At 64.2% G+C, this 25,836-nt stretch carries 17 protein-coding genes; 11 read left to right on the top strand and 6 right to left on the bottom strand.

All coding sequences use genetic code 11. The features are described 5' to 3' along the window. Positions 1 to 140: 140 nt before the first annotated feature. Genes glgA through BM046_RS06045 form a run of 10 tightly spaced genes read left to right on the top strand, consistent with a single transcriptional unit; the run spans position 141 to position 14,118 of the window. Complete coding sequence (gene glgA / locus BM046_RS06000; RefSeq protein ID WP_090538001.1) at positions 141 to 1,700, top strand: glycogen synthase GlgA; 1,560 nt, start codon at positions 141 to 143, stop codon at positions 1,698 to 1,700. Beyond that, the gene (gene treZ, locus BM046_RS06005; RefSeq protein WP_090538003.1) at positions 1,688 to 3,451 is read left to right on the top strand and encodes a malto-oligosyltrehalose trehalohydrolase; all 1,764 of its coding nucleotides are present in this window, start codon (positions 1,688 to 1,690) and stop codon (positions 3,449 to 3,451) included. The genes glgA and treZ overlap by 13 nt, the downstream gene beginning before the upstream one ends. Then, positions 3,448 to 5,508, top strand: coding sequence for a 4-alpha-glucanotransferase (gene malQ / locus BM046_RS06010; protein ID WP_090538005.1), 2,061 nt, complete (start codon positions 3,448 to 3,450; stop codon positions 5,506 to 5,508). The genes treZ and malQ overlap by 4 nt, the downstream gene beginning before the upstream one ends. Then, positions 5,505 to 8,279 (top strand): malto-oligosyltrehalose synthase, encoded by a 2,775-nt coding sequence (treY, locus tag BM046_RS06015; RefSeq protein WP_090538007.1) that lies wholly within the window; start codon positions 5,505 to 5,507, stop codon positions 8,277 to 8,279. The genes malQ and treY overlap by 4 nt, the downstream gene beginning before the upstream one ends. Further along, positions 8,272 to 8,610, top strand: coding sequence for a DUF2934 domain-containing protein (locus BM046_RS06020; protein ID WP_090538010.1), 339 nt, complete (start codon positions 8,272 to 8,274; stop codon positions 8,608 to 8,610). The genes treY and BM046_RS06020 overlap by 8 nt, the downstream gene beginning before the upstream one ends. Before the next feature lie 6 nt (positions 8,611 to 8,616). Further along, entirely contained in the window at positions 8,617 to 10,815 is a 2,199-nt protein-coding gene (gene glgX / locus BM046_RS06025; protein WP_090538012.1) for a glycogen debranching protein GlgX, read from the top strand. 41 nt (positions 10,816 to 10,856) lie between these two features. Further along, positions 10,857 to 11,039 (top strand): hypothetical protein, encoded by a 183-nt coding sequence (locus BM046_RS06030; protein ID WP_090538014.1) that lies wholly within the window; start codon positions 10,857 to 10,859, stop codon positions 11,037 to 11,039. Between the two features lie 27 nt (positions 11,040 to 11,066). Continuing rightward, positions 11,067 to 11,858, top strand: a complete 792-nt coding sequence (locus BM046_RS06035; RefSeq protein ID WP_407920434.1) for an endonuclease/exonuclease/phosphatase family protein — start codon at positions 11,067 to 11,069, stop codon at positions 11,856 to 11,858. Further along, a complete protein-coding gene (gene clsB / locus BM046_RS06040; RefSeq protein ID WP_090538016.1) occupies positions 11,855 to 13,093 on the top strand; it encodes a cardiolipin synthase ClsB in 1,239 nt (412 codons plus the stop codon). The genes BM046_RS06035 and clsB overlap by 4 nt, the downstream gene beginning before the upstream one ends. Then, positions 13,090 to 14,118, top strand: coding sequence for a lysylphosphatidylglycerol synthase domain-containing protein (locus tag BM046_RS06045; protein ID WP_235818577.1), 1,029 nt, complete (start codon positions 13,090 to 13,092; stop codon positions 14,116 to 14,118). Before clsB ends, BM046_RS06045 begins: the two co-directional genes overlap by 4 nt. A 503-nt stretch (positions 14,119 to 14,621) precedes the next feature. On the opposite strand, the gene glgB is transcribed toward BM046_RS06045, so the two are convergent. The 5 genes from glgB to BM046_RS16220 are packed head-to-tail and all read right to left on the bottom strand — an operon-like array spanning position 14,622 to position 22,416. Continuing rightward, positions 14,622 to 16,817 (bottom strand): 1,4-alpha-glucan branching protein GlgB, encoded by a 2,196-nt coding sequence (gene glgB / locus BM046_RS06050; protein ID WP_235818578.1) that lies wholly within the window; start codon positions 16,815 to 16,817, stop codon positions 14,622 to 14,624. Beyond that, complete coding sequence (gene treS, locus BM046_RS06055; RefSeq protein ID WP_090538018.1) at positions 16,810 to 20,127, bottom strand: maltose alpha-D-glucosyltransferase; 3,318 nt, start codon at positions 20,125 to 20,127, stop codon at positions 16,810 to 16,812. Before treS ends, glgB begins: the two co-directional genes overlap by 8 nt. Positions 20,128 to 20,137: 10 nt before the next feature. After that, positions 20,138 to 22,111 carry an alpha-1,4-glucan--maltose-1-phosphate maltosyltransferase gene (locus BM046_RS06060; RefSeq protein ID WP_090538020.1) on the bottom strand — a complete coding sequence of 658 codons (1,974 nt, stop codon included), beginning with the start codon at positions 22,109 to 22,111 and terminating at the stop codon, positions 20,138 to 20,140. Continuing rightward, positions 22,104 to 22,271 (bottom strand): hypothetical protein, encoded by a 168-nt coding sequence (locus BM046_RS16215; RefSeq protein WP_177197801.1) that lies wholly within the window; start codon positions 22,269 to 22,271, stop codon positions 22,104 to 22,106. The genes BM046_RS06060 and BM046_RS16215 overlap by 8 nt, the downstream gene beginning before the upstream one ends. Continuing rightward, positions 22,264 to 22,416, bottom strand: a complete 153-nt coding sequence (locus BM046_RS16220) for a hypothetical protein (RefSeq protein WP_177197802.1) — start codon at positions 22,414 to 22,416, stop codon at positions 22,264 to 22,266. The genes BM046_RS16215 and BM046_RS16220 overlap by 8 nt, the downstream gene beginning before the upstream one ends. 459 nt (positions 22,417 to 22,875) lie before the next feature. Here BM046_RS16220 and BM046_RS06065 point away from each other — a divergent pair, with 459 nt between their 5' ends. Further along, positions 22,876 to 23,211: a DUF3509 domain-containing protein gene (locus BM046_RS06065; RefSeq protein ID WP_090538022.1), complete on the top strand. Its 336-nt coding sequence runs from the start codon at positions 22,876 to 22,878 to the stop codon at positions 23,209 to 23,211. Positions 23,212 to 23,250: 39 nt separating this feature from the next. Here BM046_RS06065 and ligD read toward each other — a convergent pair whose 3' ends face one another. After that, positions 23,251 to 25,833 (bottom strand): DNA ligase D, encoded by a 2,583-nt coding sequence (ligD, locus tag BM046_RS06070; RefSeq protein ID WP_090538024.1) that lies wholly within the window; start codon positions 25,831 to 25,833, stop codon positions 23,251 to 23,253. Positions 25,834 to 25,836 lie beyond the last annotated feature (3 nt).

A 25,836-nucleotide genomic window follows, 5' to 3' on the forward strand; every position in this document is an offset into this window, starting at 1 on the left:
GAAACTTCTATCAGACCCATCGGTCACTGAATTGAGTGATGGACAGAACAGCAAGCGTCCCCGGCAGCAATTGCCGGCACCGAGTCAGCCAAGTCGGCTACACATTATCGAGCTGCAATCTACAGGGTTTGGAGGATGGTATGGGAAATGCCGCGGCGGTCCTGCCGGAAGAGTCGTTCAAACACGCTGCATCAACACTGACACCCTTGTCACTGACCCGGTCCACTCCACCGGATGCCCAGCGTATTCTCTTTGTCACGTCGGAGTTCACTGATCTGGTCAAGGTGGGCGGGCTCGGCGATGTATCCGCTGCCCTGCCCCGGGCGCTGTCCCGGCATCATGATGTCCGGGTACTCATCCCCGGTTATCGCCAGGTGATGCGCAGTGGCCTGCCGATGCGGGTCATCGGCAAGCTGCCGGGACGTGGTGCCATCCCGCCCTGCCTGATCGGCGAACTGACACTGCCTGATCAGCTGGTGGTGCACGTGGTTCTGTGTCAGCAACTGTATGATCGCGAGGGCAACCCTTACGGCGACAGTCAGGGCAACGACTGGCCGGACAATCATATCCGCTTCGCCCGCCTGGCCCTGGCGGCCGCGCAGATTGCCGGTGGCAGCGGGATCCGCAACTGGACACCGGACCTGGTGCATGCCAACGACTGGCCTACCGGCCTGACCCCGGCGTACATGAAGTGGAGCGGCCAGAACACGCCCTGCATCTTCACCATCCACAATCTGGCCTACCAGGGCCTGTGCGAGATGGAAAGCCATGTGGAGCTGGGCCTGCCCGCCGAAGCGCTGAGCCCCGAGGGCATGGAATACTACGGCAAGCTGTCCTGCATGAAGGCCGGGATCAACTATGCCACCCGCATCTCCACCGTCAGTCATACCTATGCCCACGAAATCACCTCGGCTGCCTTCGGTTGCGGGCTGGAAGGGCTGCTGCGGCGCAAGACCAGCGAGGGCCTGCTGTGCGGCTTCGTCAACGGCATTGACGACAGTTGGGATCCGGCCAATGATCCCCGCCTGCTCCAGGGGTTCAAGTCCGGACAGTGGGAAGCCAAGCAGCTTCATGCCCGCCACGTGGCACGAACGTTCGACCTGCACGACGACGGCCCGCTGTTCGCCGTGGTGTCACGCCTGGTTCACCAGAAAGGCATCGATCTGACCCTGGCGGCGGCCGAGCACATTGTCGCCGGTGGCGGCCGGATCGCCATCATCGGTCAGGGTGAACGTGCTCTGGAGCAACAAGTGGAAGCGCTGGCCACCCGTTTCCCCGGTCGTGTCGGAGTCAACCTCACCTTCTGCGAGACGGAGGCCCGGCGGATCATTGCCGGCAGCGACTTCCTGCTCATGCCTTCGCGCTATGAACCCTGCGGCCTGAGCCAGAGCTACGCGCAGTGCTACGGCTCGTTGCCGATCGCGCGTCGCACCGGTGGCCTGGCCGATACCATCGAGGACGGGGTAACAGGTTTCCTGTTCCGCGAAGCCACGCTGGACAGTTATCTGCAAGCCATAGGCCGCGCCCTGAACGTGCATCGGCGGCCACTGCTGCTCAATGCCATGCGGCGCAAGGCGATGGCCGCCCCGCTGTACTGGCACCAGGCCGTGCAGCCCTATGACCGGCTTTACCGTCGCCTCATAGATGGCACTGATGCGGCCTTCTCCAGCCGCCGGAGAGTCCGCGCATGCGCGAGCTGACGCATCTGCACGGCGCTACGCTGCAACCCGACGGTGCCACCTGCTTCTCCCTGTGGGCACCGGATGCGCGCAGCGTCGCCGTCCGTCTGGGGGACGGCAGCGTGCACCGCATGCTGCATCAGGACGAGGGCTGGTACAGCGTTCGAGTCAACTGCGGCGCCGGCACCCTGTACCGTTTCCTGATCGATGATCGCCTGTCGGTACCTGATCCGGCCTCGCGCTATCAGCCCCAGGGACTGGAGGGCCCGAGCTGCGTGGTCGACCCCGCTGCCTACCCCTGGCAAAACAGCGACTGGCACGGGCGACCCTGGCACGAAACCGTGATCTACGAACTGCACCCGGCGGCCTGCGGCGGTTTCGCCGGGATTCGCCAGCAGTTGGCCGAACTGCGCGAGCTGGGCGTGACCGCCATAGAGCTGATGCCGGTCAGCCAGTGCCCGGGCCGACACAACTGGGGCTATGACGGCGTGTTCCCCTTCGCTCCCCAGGCCAGTCTGGGCACCCCTGACGAGCTGAGGGACATGATCGACACCGCCCATGGTCTCGGGCTCATGGTGTTCATGGACGTGGTCTACAACCACTTCGGTCCGCAGGGCAATTACCTGGGTGATTATGCCAGCGCCTTCTTCGACCCGCTCAGCAATACCCCCTGGGGTGCAGCGATCGATTTCAGTCGGCCCGAGGTGGCGAATTTCTTCCTCGAGAACGCCCTGATGTGGCTGATCGACTATCGTATCGACGGCCTGCGTCTGGATGCCGTGCATGCCATCGGCGACGACAACTTCCTGCGTGATCTGGCACGGCGGATCAGGGAAAGTGTGCCTGACAACCGTCAGGTGCACCTGATGCTGGAAAACGAGAACAATCAGGCCAGCCTTCTCGAAGCCGGCTACGACGCCCAGTGGAACGACGACGGACATCACGCCCTGCACGTGCTGATGACCGGTGAGCAGGAAAGCTATTACAGTGATTTTGCCCGGGACACCACCATCAAGCTGGCCCGCTGCCTGCGCGAGGGTTTCATCTACCAGGGCGAAGTCAGCCGCAGCGGCAAGAGCCGTGGCGAACCCAGCGGCCACCTGCCACCGACCGCGTTCATCCTGTTCCTGCAGAATCACGACCAGATCGGCAACCGTGCCCTGGGCGAGCGCCTCGTTTCCCTGGCGGACCATCGTGCAGTGCGTGCCGCCCTCGGTCTGGTCCTGCTCTGCCCCATGATCCCGCTGTTGTTCATGGGTGAGGAGTGGGGCTGCGAGCAGCCCTTCCTGTTCTTTACCGATCACCCGCCGGAACTGGGCGAGGCGGTACGCGAAGGGCGACGCAGGGAATTTGCCGACTTCAGCGCATTCAACGACGAAGCAGCGCGCCAGCGCATTCCCGACCCCAATGATCCGGCTACCTTCCTGGCATCGGTACCAAATCGGGAAGCCGCCAACCCGACACTGGTGGACGACTGGCGCGCCTACTACCGCACCCTGCTGCAACTGCGCCGTGCCCATATCATTCCCCGCCTGCCGGGCAGCGAGTCCGATGGCGCACGCATTCTCGGCGAGAAGGCCATCTCCGCCTGCTGGCGACTGGGCGACGGCAGCCGACTGCGTATCGATCTCAACCTGTCGGAGCATCCGGTCACGGTCAGCGCGCCGGAGCCGGGCAGCACCGTCATCCACGACGACCGAGCCAGTCTGTCGAAGGATGCAGCGCTGCTTCCCGGATTCAGCTCCCGGGCTGTACTGGATCCAGCAACATGAGCAGCCGACCGCTGATCGAACTGGCCGATGAAGTCGGTCTGCTGCGCCAGTGGACCGATGCCCATGGCGAGGCCGCCCAGCTGGACGAGGATGCCATGCGCGCAGTGCTCAGGGCGCTGGACCTGGCCGTCGACAGCGAAGCGCAGATCCGCGCCAGCCTTGGCGAAGTGCGCCAGCGCAGGGAGGCCGAGTCCGGCCACCTGATCATCACCGACGCTGATCTGCCGATAGACCTGGGTGAGCGATTGCCGCCCGGCAGCCACTGTCGACTGCAGCGCGAAGACGGCAGTGAAATCGACCTGCACACAAACGCCCGCGGCCACCTGCCGGGTCAGCCCGGTGGCTACCATCGATTGTTCAGTGACGAGGGGGAGTGGCTGCTGGCCTGTGCCCCCGGCGCCTGCCCGAGTGTGACGCAGCTGACCGGACGCAATCACATATGGGGTATCGCCGCCCAGGTCTATTCCCTGCGCCGCCCGGGTGATGGAGGTCTGGGCGACACCGGCGCACTCGAAGAGCTGGCCATCAGTGCCGGTGGCCTGGGCGCCGATGTCCTCGCGATCAGTCCGCTGCATGCCATGTTTACCCAGTTGCCCCAGCAGTACAGCCCCTATTCCCCCTCCAGTCGCAATCATTTCAACGTTCTGCACGCGACACCGTCTCAGGTGCTCGATGCGGCCTGGGTCGAACAGACCCTGCGTGACTGCAATCTGGAGAAACAGAGTACCGAGTTGGAGGCGCTTGCGCTGATCGACTGGCCGGCTGCCGCCGCGTTGCGCATGAAGATACTGCGCAGGCTGTTTCAGCGCTTCAGCAGTGCGCCGGTCGCCGCGCAGGAGGATTTTCAGCACTTTCGCCTGCAGGGCGGCGAGCAGCTGCAGTTGCACTGCTGCCATGAGGCCCTCCAGCAGCACCTGCTGGAACAGGGCGAAGGGGCGGACTGGCGACGCTGGCCTGCGCACTGGCGTCAACCCCGGTCTCCGGAAGTGCGCCAGTTTGCCCGTCAGCATGCCGAGGAGCTGGAGTTCCACGCCTTCGGCCAGTGGCTGGCCGAGCGCGGTCTGGCCCGGACTCAGCACAGCGCCAGGGAAGCCGGGATGGGCATAGGGCTGATAGCCGACATGGCCATAGGCGCAGACCCGGCCGGCAGCTTCGGCTGGGCCTGTCAGGAGCAGCTGCTCGCCGGGGTCAGCATCGGCGCACCGCCCGATCTGCTCAATGCCCGAGGTCAGAACTGGGGCGTGGCGGCATTCTCGCCCCAGGGCCTGCGCGATCACGACTACAGCGCCTTCATCCGGATGCTGCGGGCCAACCTGCGCCACAGTGGTGGCCTGCGCATTGATCACATCATGGGACTGCAGCGTCTGTGGCTGGTCCCCGACGGCGCCGATGCAAGCCAGGGCGCCTACCTGCGCTATCCGCTGGAAGACCTGCTGCGCCTGCTGACGCTGGAGGCCTGGCGACACCGGGCGCTGATCATAGGGGAAGATCTGGGCACGGTCCCCCACGACCTTCAGGAGACCCTGGCGCAGCGCCAGATCCTCGGTATGCGGGTACTGCAGTTCGAGCAGCAGGATGATGAGCTGCCGGCGCCCGGCCAATGGTCCGACCGAGCCCTCGCCACCACCAGCACCCACGATCTGCCTACCACCTGCGGCTGGCTCAACGGCCGCGACATCCAGTGGCGCCAGGAAGTTGACCAGTGCGATCAACGGCAGGCCGATGAGCAGCGCCAGGAACGACGGCATCAGATTCGGGTACTGGACAGCGCGCTGCACGCCGAGAACCTGCCGACAGGCACTGATGACGAGCTGCGACTGGACGCCAGCATCCGCTTCCTCGGCCGCACCCCGGCGCCCCTGGTGATCGTGCCACTGGAGGATGTGATGGCCGAGATGGAGCAACCCAATCTGCCCGGCGCGCCCGACTCTCACCCGAACTGGCGGCGGCGCTGGCCCCTGCCCGCCAGCCGGATGCTGGAACAACCGGGCGCCCGACAGCGCCTGAAGAACCTTGATGAAGAACGCCGTAACCTGGCCAGGAAACAAACGAAATGACCGACCTGCGTGCTACGATGCGCCTGCAATTCCATGCCGGGTTTACCCTGGACGACGCCGTGGAATGGGTGGACTATTTCGACCGTCTGGGCATCAGCCATATCTACGCCTCCCCCCTGCTCACTGCGCGCCCCGGCTCCCTGCACGGCTATGACGTGATCGACCCCACCAGGGTCAACCCTGAACTGGGTGGTGAAGAGGCATTGCGCCGCCTGGTTCATGCCCTGCGCGAGCGGGGTATGGGCCTGATCCTGGACCTGGTACCCAACCACATGGCCGCCGACTGCCACAACCCCTGGTGGCAGGATGTGCTGCTGTGGGGCAGTACCAGCCTCTACGCCAGCTTCTTCGACATCAACTGGCAATGCCAGGATCCGTACAATCGTGGCCGGGTGTTGCTGCCGATCCTCGCCGACGACTATCTGACGACACTGAAACAGGAGAATCTGCGGCTGACCTTCGTCCCGGTCACCGGCTGTTTCTACCTGTACCACCACGATCATCAACTGCCCGTGGCCCTTCCCAGCTACGCCCGGATCCTCGACGACAGCGGTGATGACAGCCTTACCCGCATCGCTGACCGCTGCGCGGCTCTCGAGGATCAGATGGATATTGCCGGCATCAGTCACACCATCCATGGCGAGCTGATTGACCTCGCCCGCGGCCCGGCCGCCGCCGCACTGGAGCGTGCCGTGGCCCGGTACAACAACCGGACGCCGGAGTCGGCTGTGGCTCTGCATCAGCTGCTCGAGCAGCAGCACTACCGACTGGCGCACTGGCGCACCGCCAATGACGATATCAACTGGCGGCGCTTCTTCGATGTGAATGAACTGATAGCCCTGCGGGCGGAACTGCCTCAGGTATTCGAGGCCACCCACCGCAAGGTATTTGAACTCATTCAGGACGGTCTCATTGACGGCCTGCGCATCGACCATATCGATGGTCTGGCCAACCCGCGGGCCTACTGCCGGCGGCTGCGACGGCGGGTCGAACGCCTGCTGCCGCCCGGTCATGGCCCCTTCACCATCCATGTCGAGAAGATCCTCGCTGACGGTGAGCGACTGCCGAACGACTGGCAGGTGGACGGTACTACCGGCTACGACTTCATGAATCGGGTAGCCCTGCTGCAGCACGATTCGGACGGTCAGCGGGAACTGACGGAGCTGTGGAGTTCGCTCACCGGCAGGCCGGGGGACTTCAGTGAGGAAGTACGCCAGGCGCGTGCCATGGTACTCGAAGGTTCCCTGGCGGCGGATTTCGAGGTAGTGGCCCGTGGCCTGCTGCGTCTGGCCCGCAGCAGCCTGGCCACCCGGGACATCACCCTCGGCGCCATCCGCCGCAGCCTGCGCGCACTCATCATGCACTACCCGGTCTACCGCACCTACACCTGGGTCTGCGGGCATACACCCCAGGACCGGCAGCTGTTCGATCGGGCGCTGGAGGGGGCCCGGGGCGAGCTGGGCCAGAACGACTGGCCGGTACTCGACCAGCTCGAACGCTGGCTTGGCGGGGATCCGCTGCACGCCTCCCCGCCTGGCAGTAAACGGCGCTTTCAACGGCGTCTGCTGGCGCGCTTCCACCAGCTGACGGCGCCGGCGGCCGCCAAGGCGGTGGAGGACACCGCCTTCTACCGCTCCGCCGTGTTGTTTTCGCGCAACGATGTGGGCTCCGACCCCGGGCGTTTCAGTGCCTCACCGGAGTGGTTCCACGCCGAGTGCATCGATCAGGCCGAACATTTCCCCCTGGGCCTGCTGACCACCGCCAGCCACGACCACAAGCGCGGCGAGGATGCCCGGGCGCGCCTGGCGGTGGTCAGCGAGCATGCCCCCTGGTTCAGTATCCAGGTGCGCTTCTGGCACAAGCTCGCGGAACCACTGCGCTCCCTGGCAGCGGGTCGCCCGGCGCCGGAGCCGGCTGACGAGCTCATGCTGCTGCAGACGCTGTTTGCCCACTGGCCGCTGGGCCTGGACCCGGATGATCAGCAGGGCTGCGGTGCGCTGGCCGAACGCGCCGGCCAGTGGCAGCAGAAGGCCCTGCGCGAAGCCAAGCTGCGCAGCAGCTGGACAGCACCGGATGCGACCTACGAGCAAGCCTGCGAAAGCTATCTGCAGCGCCTGTTGACCGCCCGCGAGGGCATCGAGCTGCGTCGGGCCCTGGCCCATGCGGTCCAACTCACCGGCTGCAACGGCGCACTGAACGGTCTGGCCCAGAGCATGCTGCGCATGACCTGCCCCGGGGTGCCGGACCTCTATCAGGGCTGTGAGTACTGGGATTTCAGCATGGTCGACCCGGATAACCGTCGCCCGGTGGATTACCCCACGCGGATGTCCAGCCTGAGCTCCAGTCCGGATCCGACCGAGCTGCTGCGGAGCTGGACCGATGGCCGGATCAAGCAGTGGTTCATCGGCCGTGTCCTGACTACCCGTCGGCAGTTTCCGGAGCTTTTCAGTCGAGGCGATTATCAGCCGCTCCGGGTCCAGGGCCAGCACGCACATCGCTTGGTTGCCTTCTGCCGGCGTCATGGTGAGCATCTGGCGGTGGTTCTGGTCCCCCGGCTCGCCGCGCCGCTGTTGCGCGACAGCGAACAGCCACTCATCCCGCCAGGCAACTGGGGTGACACCCTTGTCGACCTGCCCGCCGTGCCGCTGTGCAGTGCCCTCACCGGCACCCCGGTACACAGCGGACCAGCTGTGCCGGTCAGTGAGCTATTGGCCGAGACCCCGGTCAACCTTCTTGTACCCCTCTACCATCAGGCACCACGTCATGAGTGATATCGAACAGCGTACCCGTGAACTTGCCTATCAGATCTGGGAAAGCGAGGGCCGCCCCGAGGGCCAGGAACAGCGTCACTGGGAGATGGCAACCCGACTGCTGCACAGTGAGCAGCAGGGTGAGCTGCAACCGGCCCCGAAGAAGAAAGCGGCTCCCCGCAAGCCGCGCAGCAAGGCAGGCACCGTCCCGGCTGATGAGACTCAGCTGGAAAAGCCGGCGCTGCTCGGCAAACCGGCAGCCCGCAGCAGCGCCAAGGCGCGCAAGCCGCCGGTAACGCGCACCACCAAGATCAAAGAGCCGAAGTCCGACGCCGATTCCGCCCAAGAGTAATCCACCATGAATGCCAGCAAGGGTAGCAACCAGGGCCGCACAGCCCAGCATCGCTCGCGTATTGCCGAAGGCCAGCCCTTTCCCCTGGGCGCCACCTGGGATGGCCTGGGGGTGAATTTTGCGCTGTTCTCCGCGCATGCCACCAAGGTCGAACTTTGCCTGTTCGACAGCCAGGGCAAGCGCGAACTGGAGCGCATCGAACTGCCGGAATATACCAACGAGATCTGGCATGGATACCTGCCCGATGCCCACCCGGGCATGATCTACGGCTATCGGGTCTACGGGCCCTACGAGCCGGATGCCGGCCACCGTTTCAACCCGAACAAGCTGCTGATCGACCCCTACGCCAAGCAGCTGGTCGGCCAGCTGCAATGGTCCGAGGCCCTGTTCGGCTACACCATAGGCTCGCCTGACGCGGACCTGAGCTTCGACGAGCGCGACAGTGCGCCCTTCGTGCCCAAGGCCCGGGTCATAGATCCGGCGTTCACCTGGGGGCGTCATCCCCGGCCGCAGACCCACTGGGATCGCACCATGATCTACGAGGCCCATGTACGCGGACTGACCATGCGCCATCCCGAGGTTCCCGAATCCATCCGCGGAACCTTCGCCGGTCTCATGCACCCCGAGGTGCTAAGGCATATCCGCTCCCTCGGCGTCACCAGCGTCGAGCTGCTGCCGATCCATGCCTTTGTCAATGACCAGCACCTGCTGGACAAGGACCTGAGCAACTACTGGGGCTACAACAGCATCGGCTTCTTTGCCCCCCACCCTGCCTATCTGGCCACGGAAAACATCAGCGAATTCAAGGAGATGGTCGCTCATCTGCATGACGCCGGGCTGGAAGTGATCCTCGATGTGGTCTACAACCACACCGCCGAAGGCAACGAGCTGGGGCCGACCCTGTCCATGCGCGGTATCGACAACGCCACCTACTACCGGCTGATGCCCGAGGAGCGACGCTACTACATCAACGATTCGGGCACCGGTAACACCCTGGATCTCAGCCATCCCTGTGTGCTGCAGATGGTCACCGACTCCCTGCGCTACTGGGCAACGGAAATGCAGGTGGACGGCTTCCGTTTCGATCTGGCGACCATCCTGGCCCGTCATGCCCATGGCTACGATGAGCGCCACGGCTTTCTGGTGGCCTGCCGCCAGGACCCGGTACTCAGCCAGTGCAAGCTCATTGCCGAGCCCTGGGACTGCGGTCCCGGGGGCTACCAGGTGGGCGGTTTTCCGCCGGGCTGGGCGGAATGGAACGACCGTTTTCGGGATACCGCGCGGGCCTTCTGGATGGGTGAGGAGGGCAAGATTGCCGACCTGGCCAGCCGGCTCACCGCCTCGGGCGATCATTTCAATCAGCGCGGCCGGCGTCCCTACTCCTCGGTCAACTTCATCACCGCCCATGACGGTTTCACCCTGCGCGACGTGATGAGTTACGACCACAAGCACAACGAGGCCAATGGCGAGAACAACCAGGATGGCAGCGACCACAACCTGTCCTGGAATCACGGATGCGAGGGGCCGACCGATGATCCCGAGATCAATGGCCTGCGCATGCGCCAGATGCGCAACCTGCTGTCCACCCTGTTCCTGTCCCAGGGTACGCCCATGCTGCTGGCCGGCGACGAGTTCGCCCGCACCCAGCAGGGCAACAACAACGTCTACTGTCAGGACAACGAAATCGGCTGGATCGACTGGAACCTGGACGACGACGGCCGTGAACTGCTGGAGTTCACCCGCTATCTGATCAGCCTGCGCCACCAGTACCCGATCTTGCGCCGTGGCCGGTTCCTGGTCGGCGAGTACAACGAGGAGCTGGACGTCAACGACGTCACCTGGCTTTCCCCCTCCGGCGATCCCATGAGCGACGAACAGTGGGATGACCCGCATGCCCGCTGTCTGGGCATGCTGCTGGACGGACGCGCCCAGTCCTCCGGGATCCGCCGACGCAGCGACGACACCACCCTGCTGCTGCTCAATGCGCACCACGACGTGGTCAGCTTCTGCCTGCCCCAGGTTACCGGCGGCAGCCACTGGCTGTGCCTGCTGGACACCAATCGGCCGGAACTGCGCGACGGCGAGCAGCATGCCTTTGAAAGCGAGCTTCTGCTGACCGGGCGCTCTGTCCTGCTGTTGCGGCTGGAGCGTGAAAAAGCTGAACCAAGCCGCGAGCCTCCAGTCGGAATTCATAACAGACGCTGAGGGCCTGTTGCCCCCAGCGCCATGATTCTGGAGGGTATGGCATGAAAGCAGTGGTATTCAACAGCGTTGGCAACACCCGCCCCGGGGAAGAAAAGACTGACCCGGCTCGCAAGACAGCCGAAGAAATCGACAAGGCCGAAGAAGCCGACAAACGGCTGGACGAAGCCCTCGAGGCAAGTTTCCCTGCCAGTGATCCGCCCTCGCCTGCGGCACCGAAACGCTGAGTGGAAGCGGCTGCGCGAGGAGTTTCAGTGACCTCTCACCAATCCCCCGAACGCCACCTGACCAATACCGCTCCCACGGTGGATGCGGTACGGGTACTGACCATCAATACCCACAAGGGCTTCAGCTTTCTCAACCGGCGTTTCATCCTGCCGGAACTGCGAGATGCGGTGCGCACCCTGTCATCGGATGTGGTCTTCCTGCAGGAAGTACTGGGTACCCATCATCGCCATGGCGAACGCTATGACAACTGGCCGGACGCCCCGCACTACGAGTTTCTCGCCGACACCATGTGGCCGGATTTCGCCTATGGCCGCAACGCCGTGTACCCGGACGGGCACCACGGCAACGCGCTGCTGTCCAAATTCCCGATACTGCATTACGAGAATCTCGACGTGTCCATAACCGGTACCGAAGAACGCGGCCTGCTGCACACCATTCTGGATGTGCCCGGCCAGCTGGATCTGCATGCGATCTGTGTGCACCTGGGTCTGCGCGAGGGGCATCGGCGCGAGCAGCTGCGGCTGCTGTGCCGCCTGCTCGACCAGTTGCCCGCCGATGAGCCGGTGATAGTCGCAGGCGATTTCAACGACTGGCGTCAGCGGGCCGATGCCCAGCTCGCCGGCTGCGAGCTCAAGGAGGTATTCGTCGAGGCCCACGGCGCGCCGGCCAGGAGTTTTCCTGCACGCTTCCCGCTGCTGCGCCTCGACCGAATCTATGTACGCAATCTGGACATCCACGAACCCAGGACTCTCTACCGGCGCCCCTGGTCCCACCTGTCGGACCATGCGCCTCTCGCTGTCGAGGTACGCTTCCAATGAAACACATATGGCGTGAAGGCAATTCTGTCGATCTGCTGATCAATGGGGAGGAGTTCTTCCCGCGGGCGTTCGAACGCATTCGCCAGGCACGGCAGGAAGTTCTGCTGGAAACCTTCATCGTGCTTGAGGACAAGGTGGGCCTGGAACTGCAACAGGCGCTGATCTGCGCCGCGCGCAACGGCGCCCATGTCGAGGTCATAGTCGATGGCTACGGGACAGTGGACCTGAGCAACGAGTACCTCGCCGCCCTGCGCGATGCCGGTGTCCGGGTACATGTCTTCGACCCCCAGCCCCGGCGCTTCGGCATGCGTACCAACCTGTTCCGCCGCCTGCATCGCAAGATAGTGGTGGTCGACAGCGAAGTCGCCTACGTTGGTGGCATCAACTTCACCGCCGTGCATCTGGGCGACTACGGCCCCGGGGCCAAACAGGACTACGCGGTCGAGGTCTGCGGGCCCATCGTCATGGATATCCGCCATGCCAGCCTCAACCTGTTCCGTCATGCGCGCAAGGAACCGCCACTGCCCCTGCGCCCGGAGAACCGGCACAGCCAGCGCTTTGCCGGCAGCTCGCGGGTGATGCTGGCACTGCGCGACAACCGCCATCACACCTCGGACATCGAGGACCACTACCTGCGGGCGATCCGCTCGGCCAACTACCGGCTGGTGGTGGCCAACGCCTACTTCTTCCCCGGCTACCGGATGCTGCGCGAGCTGCGCAATGCTGCGCGGCGGGGTGTGCAGGTAACGCTGGTACTCCAGGGCGAACCGGACATGCCCTGGGTGCGCAACTGCTCCACCTTCCTCTACACCTACCTGCTGCGGGGTGGTGTGGTGATCCACGAGTACTGCGAACGCCCCCTGCATGGCAAGGTCGCACTGATGGACAGTGAGTGGGTAACCGTCGGTTCCAGCAACCTCGACCCGCTGAGTCTGGCGCTGAACCTGGAAGCCAACCTGTTCATCCGCGATCCGAAACTCAACCAGCAGCTCCACGACCACCTGATGGCCCTGTCACGCAAGCACTGCAGCCAGATCACCGAGAACAAGGCCGCCCGCGGGCTCTGGTGGCGCGCACCGCTGACCTTCCTCAGCTTTCACTTCCTGCGCCACTTCCCGGCTATCGCCGGCAGCCTGCCGGCGCATACTCCGCGGCTGGAGCCGCTGGTCCCCGAGGAGGAACCGGAAGAGCCGAGCGGCATTCCTGCCCTTGAGCAGCAGGAGAAAGCACTGTGAGCGGCTCGGCGGCCTCGGCGCCGCTGTTCCAGCGGCTGCAGCGCTGGGCCAAGCCTGTTCTGACCCTGGCGTTGCTGATCGCCATACCCATCCTGCTGTATCTGCAGTTGCGTGACACCGACTGGCAGGAAGTGGGCGAGTCGCTGCGCGGCTATCCGCTGTGGGTGCTGGGCCTTGGTGCTGTGCTGGCCCTTGCCAGCTATCTCAATTACAGCTGCTATGACCTGCTGGGCCGGCATTACACTGGTCATACGCTGCCGGTACGCCAGGTGCTGCCCCTGGTGTTCGTCTGCTACGCCTTCAACCTCAACCTCAACGCCCTGGTGGGCGGCATCGCCCTGCGTTTTCGCCTGTATTCCCGGCTCGGTCTGGATGTGCCCACCATCACCAAGGTATTCAGTCTCAGTGTCATTACCAACTGGCTCGGTTACCTGTGGCTGGGCGGAATCATCTTCGCGCTCGGCGTGGTCCCCCTGCCCGCGAGCTGGGAAATCGGCAGCAACGGCCTGCGGCTGATCGGCGTGGTCATGGTCATCGTTGCGCTGTGCTATCTGGCCGCCTGCGCTTTCTCGCGCAAGCGCAAGTGGCATGTCCGGCGTCATACCATAGAGCTGCCCGGCTGGCGGCTGGCGCTTTTCCAGGCGCTGCTCGGCGCCTTCAACTGGCTGCTGATGGCCAGCCTGATGTGGCTGCTGCTACCCGAGGACGTGGCCTATCCCACGGTGCTGGGCATACTGCTGATCAGCAGCATCGCCGGTGCCGTCGCCCATATCCCTGCCGGGCTCGGCGTGCTGGAAACCATCTTCCTCGCCCTGCTCCAGGAGGTACCCAAGGGGGGAGTGATCGCCGCCCTCATTGCCTATCGCGCGCTCTATTACCTGCTGCCACTGAGCATCGCCCTGGTCACCTACCTGATCATGGAAAAACGCGCCAAGGCCATGCGCGAGAGCAACACCGAAGCCCACACCGAACCCCGGGAGCAGCAGGAGCCAGCGCAGGCGGATTGTCGAGCGCCGGGGCGCTAGACCCCGCTCCTCCACGGACGAGCTGGTCGTCCCTCCCGGGAAAGCCCCTTCGCACCCGGGGCGGGTGCTCCTACGACAGCCGACGCCAGCCCCCCTTTGTAGGAGCACCCGTCTCGGGTGCGAATACAGGCCATCCCGTTAGCGCCAACGCGCCCACGAGCCAGCGCGATAAAGGAGGCGGGTTGTCGAGCGCCCGCTCGACGACAATGCCCCAGCTGTACCAGGTTCCTGCAGGCGTAGCGCAGGCGCGCTACACCCCGTTACTCCGCGGACGAGCTGGTGCTCGTCCCTCCCGGGAACGCCCCTGTTCGCACCCGGGGCGGGTGCTCCTACGGCAGCCGACGCCAGCCCCTTTTGCAGGAGCACCCGTCTCGGGTGCGAATGCAGGCCATCCCCATGGCGCCGACGCAACCCGGCAACACCTTCGCAACGCTCGCGTGAAGATTCATTCTGTAGGAGCACCCGCCCCGGGTGCGAAGCGGCGGCGCCGGCGAACCGCGGCATCAAGGGCCGCGTGCGGGCATGAGGATCAGCGTGCCCAGCGGCGGCAGGTCCAGCTCCAGGGACTGGGGCTGACCATGACTCTGCTGGGGCTGGGTGTGCAGCTCGCCACAGCTGCCTGCGCCTGAGCCGCAATACCGCTCGGCATCGCTGTTGAGCAGTACCTGCCAGGGGCCGGCTTCGGGCACGCCAACGCGGTAGCCGTGCCGCACCACGGGGGTGAAATTGTGCACCACCAGCAGCATCTGTCCCTGCTCGCCGCGGCGCAGCCAGGCGTAGACGCTGTTGGTGCTGTCGTCACCGATCAGCCACTGGAAGCCATCCTCCCGGTCGTCCCGCTGATGCAGTGCCGGCTGCTCGCGGTAGGCTCGGTTGAGATCCCGCAGCAGGCTCTGCACGCCGCCATGCTCTTCATACTGCAAGAGATACCAGTCGAGCTGGCGGTCGTGTCCCCATTCCCGCCATTGGCCGAACTCGCATCCCATGAACAGCAGCTTCTTGCCCGGATGGCTCCACATGAACGACAGGTACAGCCGCAGATTGGCGAACTGCTGCCAGCGATCCCCCGGCATCTTGCCCAGCAGCGAGCCCTTGCCGTGCACCACCTCGTCATGGGAGATGGGCAAGATGAAGTGCTCGGTAAAGGCATACAGCAACCCGAAGGTGATCTGCTGATGATGATGGCGCCGGTGCAGCGGATCCTCGCTGATGTACTTGAGGGTGTCGTGCATCCAGCCCATGTTCCACTTGCCGGAGAAACCCAGTCCGCCTTCCCGGGTCGGGTGGCTGACCCCCGGCCAGGCGGTGGACTCCTCGGCGATCACCAGCGCGCCCGGCACCTCTTCGGCCACCACGTCGTTGAGATGGCGCAGGAAATCGATGGCCTCGAGATTCTCGCGACCACCGTGGCGATTGGGTATCCACTCGCCGCTCTTGCGCGAATAGTCGCGGTAGAGCATGGAAGCCACCGCATCCACCCGCAGGCCGTCGATGTGGTACTCGCGCAGCCAGTGCAGGGCCGAGGCGATCATGAAGCCGTGCACTTCGGTCCGGCCCAGGTTGTAGATATGGGTATCCCAATCCGGATGCCAGCCCTCGAAGGGGTGGGCGTATTCATACAGGGCGGTGCCATCGAACATGCCCAGCCCGTGGGCATCACCGGGAAAATGCGCCGGTACCCAGTCCAGAATCACCCCGATGCCGGCCCGGTGGCAGGCATCAACGAAGGCGGCGAACTGCTCCGGCGTCCCGTAACGGGCACTGGGGGCGAACTGCGACAGGGGCTGATAACCCCAGGAGCCGCCGAAGGGGTGCTCCATCACCGGCAGCAGCTCGATATGGGTGAAGCCCATGTCCTGCACATAGGGAATCAGCTGCTCAGCCAACTGGATCCAGTCCAGGGGCTCGCCGCTGTCGGTATGGCGCCAGGAGCCGGCATGTACCTCGTAGATGGACAGCGGCTGATCCCTGCCCTGGCGTTCCCGGCGCTGGCTCAGCCACTGCTCGTCCCGCCAGTCGAATGCCAGGGGCGGCGCCACCACGGAGCCCGTGGCCGGCGGATGTTCGGTCATCAGTGCCAGGGGGTCGGCCTTCAGGGGCAGCAGCCCATCGGCTCCCAGAATCTCGTATTTGTAGACCTCGCCGGCAGCCAGCCGGGGAATGAAGATCTCCCAGACACCGGCCGCCGGGTGCAGCCGCATGGGATGGCGGCGGCCATCCCAGCTGTTGAAGTTGCCCACCACGGAGACCCGGCGGGCATTCGGCGCCCAGACCACGAAGCGCACGCCGCTCACGCCATCCACCTGCCAGGGTTGTGCGCCGAAACAGCGTCCCAGCTGACGGTGGTTGCCTTCGGCAAACAGATGAATGTCCAGCTCCCCCAGCTGCGGACCGAAGGCGTAGGGATCCTCGGTTTCCTGACTGCCGCCACTCCAGTTGATGCGCAGCCGATAGGGCTGACGCTCGGGCAACTGACCGATGAACAGCCCCGGTACCTGCTCCTGCATGAAGCCCAGGGAGTCTCCCTGGCCATTGAGCAGCTCCACCTCCAGAGCACCGGGCTGCCAGGTCCGCACCAGGATCCTGTCCCCCTGCTGGTGGGGTCCGAGAAACGCGAAGGGGTCACCGTGCTCGGCGCGGATAAGCGCCTGCACCTGGGCTGCGTCCATCCGTTCTTCGACCGCCTTGCCGTTATCCATCGTCATTCTCCATGAGGGGTTTGCACAGCTCTACCAGCCCAGCCAGGGGCACATCCAGCCACTCCGGGCGGTAGCTGGCTTCGTACGCAATCTCGTAGGCGGCCTTCTCGATACTGAACAGCGCCAGCGCTGCCTGTTCTCCATCGTCCTGCTGCCAGAGATGGGGCAGACCGGATGCGGCCTCCCGGTAGGCTTTGAGAAACGCCTGCACCGATTGTTCCCGGTATCTTTCACTGATGACCGCCCTGGCCTGCTGAGCCGCCTCCGACTGCTCGGTGCCATGGAGGCTGCGCAGGGCTGTGGCTGCCGCATAATCGAAGGAGCGCAGCAATCCGCTGACGTCCTTGTACGGACTGTGGCGCTGACGCCGCTGCTCCAATGGCCGCGCTGGCTCGCCCTCGAAGTCGATGAAGCAGACATCACCGGGCAGCACCAGCACCTGTCCCAGATGCAGGTCTCCATGCACGCGGATACGGATGGCACCTTCGACGTGTTGTGCCAGACGCTGCACCTTGTCGCCCAGTCCCTGACGATGCTCCAGCAGCCAGCTGATCTGCTGCCCCGCCAGCTCCGACAGGTGGCCGACATGCTCGGCCAGGGTATCCAGCGCCGCCTGCAATTGGGCGTTGATGTGCTCACCGCTGGCTCGACAGTTATCCGGGCCCGAACGCAGGAAACCGAAGTCCTGCCCCCCCTCGGGGTCGGCCAGCAGCTGATGCATCTGCCCCAGACGCTGCCCGAGAACGGCGGCAAAGGCCTCCAGTTCGGCCAGAGCGGTGAACTGGTTTTCCTGTTCGGAGAGGCCACCCACCAACTCGTCCCGCACCGCCCGCTCCAAGGTGTCCCGGGTCCATTGCCAGGCATCACCACGGCTGGCAACGTACCCCTGCAGAATCATCAGGGTGTACTGCTCGCCATCGGCGGCAGTGCGTCGCACTTCGCCGAGCAGAGGCGCTATGGCGGGGAACTGCCGCCGGGTCAGGAAACGGCCCATTTCGGTTTCCGGGTGCACACCCGGCATGACCTTGCGGATGATCTTGAGCATCATGCGCTCGCCGATCAGCACCGAGGTATTGGATTGCTCGGCGGTCAGAGCCTGGATCTCTTCCTCCGCCAGATCCTCAGAGTCGAGGTCTGGGGCTGGCAGGAAGGCAATCTGCTGCGAGCCGGTACCCAGCACCTGCCCCTGGCCCATGGCGGCCAACACCTGCCGGGTGAATCCGGCGAGGGTTGCCGCGTCGGTCAACAGCCCCAACCGCGGGCCCCGACGCAGTCGCGCCACGGCGAAGGCAGCCGCTGCCTGGCCGGCGTTCTGGTCCGCTTCCTCCATCGACAGATACCCCAGCGGCAGCTGGTAGTGGCTGTCCCCTGCCTCCAGCTCACAGAGCACGCAGGGCGCGGGGTCAGCGCAGAAGGGGACGGCGTACAACAGGCGCACTCCGTCATCGGCGTGACCGGCGAACCAGCGCCGCTTGGTCAGCCACTGGGGCAGGGATTCCTGCTCCAGGACCTGACGGCAGGCCGGGTTGAGCAGCTCCGACAGATCGCGCTTGATCACCAGGGTCGCCAGCTCGGGCATCTGCTGCACCGGCTCCACGTGCCACGCCGGCATCTGACTTTCATCGGCCAGCACGAACCAGTAGAAGCCGTAGGGCGGCAGGGTCAGCAGATAATGCAGCTGACCTATCGGCGGAAAGCTGCTGCCCCCGAGCATCTCCACCGGCACCTTGCCGGCCCAGGCCGACAGATCCAGCTCCGTGGCCTGGGCCGAGCGGGACAGGTTGGCCACGCAGAGTATGATTTCCCGGTTACCCTCGGTGGTGGTGTATTCGCGCAGATAGGCGAGAATCCGGCGATTGGCCGGCGCCAGCATCTTCAGCGTTCCCCGACCGAAGGCCTGGTGCTGCTTGCGCACGCTGAGCATCCGCCGCGTCCAGTTCAGCAGGGAGTGCGGGTCGCGGATCTGCGCCTCGACATTGACCGTGTGATAGCCGTACAGGGGGTCCATGATCGGTGGCAACACCATGCTCGCCGGGTCCGCCCGGGAGAAGCCGCCATTGCGGTCGACCGACCACTGCATGGGTGTACGTACGCCGTCCCGGTCGCCGAGAAAGATATTGTCGCCCATGCCGATCTCGTCGCCGTAGTACAGGGTCGGGGTACCCGGCATCGACAGCAGCAGACTGTTGAGCAGCTCGATGCGCCGTCGATCACGCTCCACCAGCGGCGCCAGGCGGCGGCGGATACCCAGGTTGATGCGCGCCCGACGGTCGGCCGCATAGTAGTTCCACAGGTAGTCGCGCTCCTGCTCGGTAACCATCTCCAGGGTCAGCTCGTCATGGTTGCGCAGGAAAATCGCCCATTGGCAGTTGTCGGGAATCGCCGGGGTCTGGCGCAGGATATCGGTGATCGGGAAGCGGTCTTCCTGGGCGATGGCCATGTACATGCGGGGCATCAGCGGGAAGTGAAAGGCCATGTGACACTCATCACCCGGGCCGCCATCCTCCCCGCCGAAATAGGGCTGGGTGTCCTCCGGCCATTGATTGGCCTCGGCCAGCAGCATGCGGTCCGGATACAGCCTGTCCAGCTCGGCGCGGATCTTCTTCAGCACCACGTGGGTTTCCGACAGATTCTCGTTGTTGGTGCCGTCGCGCTCGATCAGGTAGGGAATGGCGTCCAGCCGCATGCCGTCCACGCCCATGTCCAGCCAGAAGCGCATTACCGAGAGCACCGCCTTGAGTACCCGGGGATTGTCGAAATTCAGATCCGGCTGGTGCGAGTAGAACCTGTGCCAGAAGAACTGCCCGGCAACCGGGTCCCAGGTCCAGTTGGACTGTTCGGTATCCAGAAAGATGATCCGCGTGCCCTGGTACTTCTGATCGGTATCCGACCAGACGTAGAAATCCCGCTCCCAGGATCCCCTGGGTGCCTGACGGGCGCGCTGGAACCAGGGATGCTGGTCCGAGGTATGGTTGATCACCAGCTCGGTGATGACCCGCAGCCCGCGACGATGGGCTTCGCGGATGAAGCGGCGCACGTCCGCCATGTTGCCGTAATCGGGGTGCACACCGCGATAGTCTGCAATGTCGTAACCGTCGTCGCGCCGCGGTGATGGATAGAAGGGCAGCAGCCACAGGGTGTTGACGCCCAGATCCACCAGGTAGTCGAGTTTCTCGATAAGTCCGGCGAAGTCGCCGATGCCATCATTGTTGGCATCGAAGAAGGATTTGACGTGCAGCTGATAGATGACCGCGTCCTTGTACCAGCACGGGTCATGAAGAAATACCGGAGCCCGGTTCTTGCGCGCCATTGCTCTCCCCTCAGGCCATGGGCCGTATACGCCATATTCCGAACGGCAGATGCCAGGGCTCGATACGCATCCACTGGGTCTTGCCGTACCACTGCCAGGTATGGCCGTTCATCAGATCCTCCCCCTGGGTGACCGCCTCGTCGGGCAACCCGAACTCCCAGAGCGGCAACTCGAAATGGCACTCCTGGGCGTTGAAGGGATCGAGACTTACCGCCACCAGAATGAAATTGGACAGGTCCTCGGTGCGCTTGCCGAAGTACAGGATGTTGTCATTCCAGGCGTGGTAGGCCTGGAAACCGAGATGGGTCTGCAGAGCCGGATTGTCCCGGCGGATACGGTTGAGCCGGGCGATCTCGGCCACGATGTTGCCCGGGGCGTGCCAGTTGCGCGGGCGCAGCTGGTATTTCTCCGAATCCAGATACTCCTCCTTGCCCGCCAGCGGCTGGCTTTCGCACAACTCGAAGCCCGAATACATGCCCCACAGCCCTGAGCCCATGGTGGCCAGTGCCGCGCGGATCAGAAAACCGGCCCGGCCGCTGTGGTGCAGAAAGCGCGGGTTGATATCCGGGGTGTTGACGAAGAAGTTGGGGCGGTAGCATTCGCGCCAGGGTGACTGGTTCAGCTCGGTGAAGTATTCCTGCAGCTCGGCCTTGGTATTGCGCCAGGTGAAATAGGTATAGCTCTGGCTGAAGCCGACCTTGCCCAGCCGGGCCATCATCGCCGGGCGGGTAAAGGCCTCGGACAGGAAGATCACCTCTGGGTGGCGACCGCGCACCTCGGCGATCAGCCACTCCCAGAATGGCAGGGGCTTGGTATGCGGATTGTCCACCCGGAACTGGGATACGCCCTGCTCCACCCAGAACAGCACCACATCACGCAGGGCCAGCCAAAGATCGGGCATGGCGTCCTCGTTGTAAAACTCCACGTTGACGATGTCTTCGTACTTTTTCGGTGGGTTTTCCGCGTAGCGGATACTGCCGTCCGGCCGCCAGTTGAACCAGCCGGGATGATCGCGCAGCCAGGGATGATCGGGGGAGCACTGGATGGCAAAATCCAGGGCGATCTCGAGGTGATGCTCGCGGGCGGCTGCCACCAGCCGGTGGAAGTCCGCCAGATCACCCAGCAGGGGGTGGATGGCGTCGTGACCGCCCTCGTCGCTGCCGATGGCGTAGGGACTGCCGGGGTCGTCCGGGCCGGCCTGCAGGCTGTTGTTCGGTCCCTTGCGGTGGGTCAGGCCTATCGGATGAATCGGCGGGAAATACAGCACATCGAAACCCATGCGGGCGATGTCCGGCAGCCGTCTGATGACATCGGCGAAAGTGCCATGGCGGTCCGGATCACCGCTCTCCGAGCGGGGAAACAGCTCATACCAGCTGGCAAACTCAGCGCGTCGGCGCTCGATATCCAACCGGTAGCAACCCGAGCGAGTCAGATGCGGGCGCGTGCCGCTGAGCCGCATGATGTCTTCGGTCTGCGGCGCCAGCAGGCGTTCCACCCGCCGCGCCGTGGTACCCGGCTCGGCAAGGGCCACCAGCAGCTCTTCGAGCATGTCGATATGCTCGGGCGCGGCCTGGGCCAGACCCTCATGGATCAGGCGCTCACCCTCCTGCAGCTCCAGCTCCACCGGCACGCCGGCCTGATGCTTCTTCTCCAGTTCGTCGCGATAGCTGGCCCAGTCATCAACCCAGGCCTGGATGCGAAAATGCAGCATGCCCAGGTGTTCGGGGGTCAGCTCCACCTGCCAGTGGTCGTTGCCCAGGTGCACCATGGGCAGCGCCTGCCATTCCTCGTCCGCAGTCATGCGCCATAGCACCTCGGCGCCCAGCTTGCGGTGGCCATCGCAGATCAGCACCGCGGACAGGGCCACGGGCCGGCCGATCAATGCCTTGGCGGCAAAGCGGCCTTCCTCCACTGCAGGTGTAACCGCTTCGATGGCAATCCTGGGCGAGGCAAGCGCCTGCTCAACCGATGCCCGTTCAGCCATTGACCACGGTTCCACCGTTGACGCGGATGCCGCGCTCGCTGAGGCTCATCCCCACACCGCGGCACTGCTCAGTGATGAATACCGGTTGCGGGTCCATGCGCCGCTCAGATCCAGGACGTTTCTCCTGATGCTGAGCCGGGGGTGTCTGCTTGTCAGTCATGACCTGCCTCGCTTGTCATCTCGCTTGCCATGGGATCGATCTCCAGTGCGCGGTGGTGCTGCTCGGAGGTCGGACGACCGGGCACCAGATCGGTGCCGCCCTGCAGGATGTTGTTCGCATCCCTGGCTTCGAGCCGGCCCAGCATTGCGGCGTAGCGGTAGAGATGGTCGAAGTTCTCGAGCAGCTCGAAACGGTGGTTATGAGTCCGACATCGGCACTCATAGCAATAGGCAGACAGGGCAATTGTTCGTTCAAGGCCTTTATAGACCCAATTCTTATTGGCTCGCGCTTGCCATATAACACCCGCGAAAAAAGGTTCCCGGAACTCTCGTATCGCTAAAAAGTCGGTAATTCAGCGTGTTATTCGGAACGGAGCGCAATCTTGCCTACACCGGACAAGTGCACCCAGCAGCAAGAAACAGAAGGGGAAAGGCAGGGAGAAAATGCCTTATTCCATTGGGCCACTAATTTGGCTCCCGGGCACATCACCGCAATATCAGATGGCTCCGGATAACCCCCTTTCATCGGTGATTCGAACCGATATCTGGCAAAGCGATAACCGTGTACTAGATTCAGACTTCAACTGAACGAACAGGAGGAAACGATGCTTACCAATCTGGCCAGATGGCATGCTGCCTTGCCTGATTGCAAGATTTCAGCAGCCCCTCGCCCGGACGGCAGTTGTGTACTGGTGGTGAAGTCCGCCGATGGCAAGGAGCTTCGGCGCGTGCTTCCCCGGGATCAGAAAAATGTGGATCAGTTGATTCGCAGGGTTCGGCTGGATCTGATGCTGGCGAAGGGACAGGCACCCACTCGGGAAGTCATCGGTACCATTGATGTCTCGACATTGCCGACTTACACCAATGGCCGTCTGTACAAGACCCGTGCAGCCAGCCTCTGGGAGCGGCGCCGGGTGACCGGCAAGACCGCTTCCAACTGAGCACAGCGCATAGTCTTGCGTCCCAGGCCCCCTGCTCCGTCAGGGGGCTTTTGCATTCAGCTGGCGCCAGTGTTCCTTGCGGATGCGCTGGCGATGGTGATAGTCCTTCCACGGATCCTCGTCCAGCGCCGCAAGCCGCTGGGCCAGATTGCCCACGTGCCACTGGTCGGCACCGCGCAGCCCTGACAACTCTTCCCGGGATACGGGGACCGACACCGGCAAACCCGGGCGCGCCCGCACCGAATAAGCCGCCACGGTACTGGCGCCGTGCTGATTGCGCAGGTAATCGATAAATATCTTGCCGACCCTGTTGCGCGGGCCCATCTTGTCGGTGAAGCGGTCCGGCAACTGCCGCGCCATGAACGAGGAGATCGCCCGGCTGAATGCCTTTGCCTGTTCCCAGTCGGTATGCCGGGCTATCGGGACTATGATGTGGATGCCCTTGCCACCACTGGTCTTCAACCAGCTCTGCAGCTCCAGTTCGTCAAGTACGGCCAGTACCAGCTCGGTCGCTTCCAACATGCTTTTCCACGGCAGCCGGGGATCCGGATCAAGGTCCAGGGTGATGCGGTCGGGCTGATCCAGATTGGTACTGCGCGCCCCCCAGCTGTGGAACTCGATAGTCCCCATCTGCACCGCACCGACCAGAGCACGGATATTGTTCACCTCCATGTAGGGCTGATGGTCGGGGTCCAGATGCCGGATGTGCGGTATCGCCAGCTTCTCAGCGTGCTTCTGGAAGAACTGCTGGCCGCCCACCCCATCCGGTGCACGCAACAGAGACACCGGACGGCCGCTCAGATGGGGCATGATCCATTCACAGATGCTGGCGTAGAACTCGGCCAGCTCGCCCTTGGTGAAACCGCTCTGCTCATCGATGACCCGTTGTGCATTGCTGATCTTCACCCCGGCCACCTTGCCCGACAGCAGCCGGCGGCCCATGACCTTCTCCACCTGTTCGGCGGACATCGGCTCCTCGCGTACTATCTCCTCGGCGGGCTTGTCGCTGCGCAGCGCGATGAAGGCCGGCTGGCGTATGACACCGCTGCCGGTCCACTCGGCAAACTCGACCTCGCACACCAGCTGTGGCTTCACCCAGGTGGCGGTCCGGGCATCGGGGATCTTGCCGCCCACCGGCTGGCTGGTGCGGCTCAGCTTCTTCAGCTGGGCATGCAGCTCGGTGATCTTTGCCTGACTGAAACCGGTGCCCACGCGACCGGCGTAACGCAGCTCGCCCTTCTCCCCGTCATGGACACCCAGCAGCAATGAGCCGAAGCCGCTGCGGCTGCCCTTGGGCTCGGTGAAGCCGATGATCACGAATTCCTGCCGCTGCTTGCATTTGAGCTTGATCCAGTCGGCGCTGCGCCGCGACACATAGGGGCTGCCGGCGCGCTTGCCGATCAGACCCTCCAGCGACATGGCGCAGGCGCTGCGGAAGATCGAGTGATAGTCGGCCTCGAAGGTCTCCGAAAAGCGCAGCAGGGGATGTTCGTGGGCTGCCAGCAGTTGCTCCAGCGTCTGTCGCCGAGCTTCCAGCGGTTGCTGACGCAGGTCCTCGCCGCTGAGAAAGGGCATGTCGAACAGATACAGCAACATGTCGCCGGTGTGGCTGGCGTCGAAGGCATTCTGCAGCGCCTGGAAGTCCGGCATGCCATCCTCGTTGAGTACCACCAGTTCGCCATCCAGCCAGGTGTTCTTCAGTCTGAGGCTGGCCAGTGCCTTGCACTGTGCCGCCAGCCGGTGGCTCCAGTCGTGACCGTTACGGGTGAACAGGGTGACCTTGCCCCGGGCGTCGAAACGAATCATCAGCCGGTAGCCATCGAACTTGATTTCATACAGCCAGTTGCCCTCGGGAGGCTGGCTGGCCAGGGTGGCGAGCTGGGGCGACAGGGTCTGCGGGAACGCTGTCTTGCCACTGGGTTTCCTGCGCTTGCTCGCCCCCTTGTCGCTGGGCGATTTTCTGCCGGTGGCAGCACCCTTGCCTGTCGGCTTTGCCGGCGCAGCCGCCTTGCGGGGAGTGGCCGGGCCGCTGGCCACCCGCTTGCCGGAGGCGTCGATCAGGGTCTCGGACAGTACACTTTCCGGCCGCTCGGCCAGGACATCGTACTCCCCCGCCGGGCGGGCTTCCCCGTCCCGCTCCTTGATCAGCAGCCACTGCTCCTTGTCGCCGCTGCCACGCAGGCGGGTGCGCACCAGTGTCCAGTCCCCGGCCAGTTTCTCGCCGACCAGGGTGAACTTGAGCTTGCCGTCGCGGTAGGCCTTTGCCGGATCCCCATGGGGCTGCCAGATGCCGCGATCCCAGACGATGACATCACCGCCGCCATACTGCCCCTCGGGTATGCTGCCCTCGAAGTTGCCATAGCTCAGGGGGTGATCCTCGACGTGTACTGCCAGGCGCTTGTCTGCGGGATCCAGGCTGGGCCCCTTGGGCACCGCCCAGCTGACCAGAGCGCCATCCAGCTCCAGGCGAAAGTCGTAATGCAGATTGCGGGCGGCATGCTTCTGGATGACGAAACTCAGGGCAGTATCGGGCGCACCGCGGTGCCGGGCAGACTGTCCCGGTGGTTCCCGGGTTTTCTTGAAGTCCCGCTTGCGGTTGTACTCGGTAAGAGGTCTGGGCATGGT

The sequence above is a fragment of the Halopseudomonas formosensis genome, from assembly GCF_900115905.1.
Classification (GTDB): Bacteria; Pseudomonadota; Gammaproteobacteria; order Pseudomonadales; family Pseudomonadaceae; genus Halopseudomonas; species Halopseudomonas formosensis.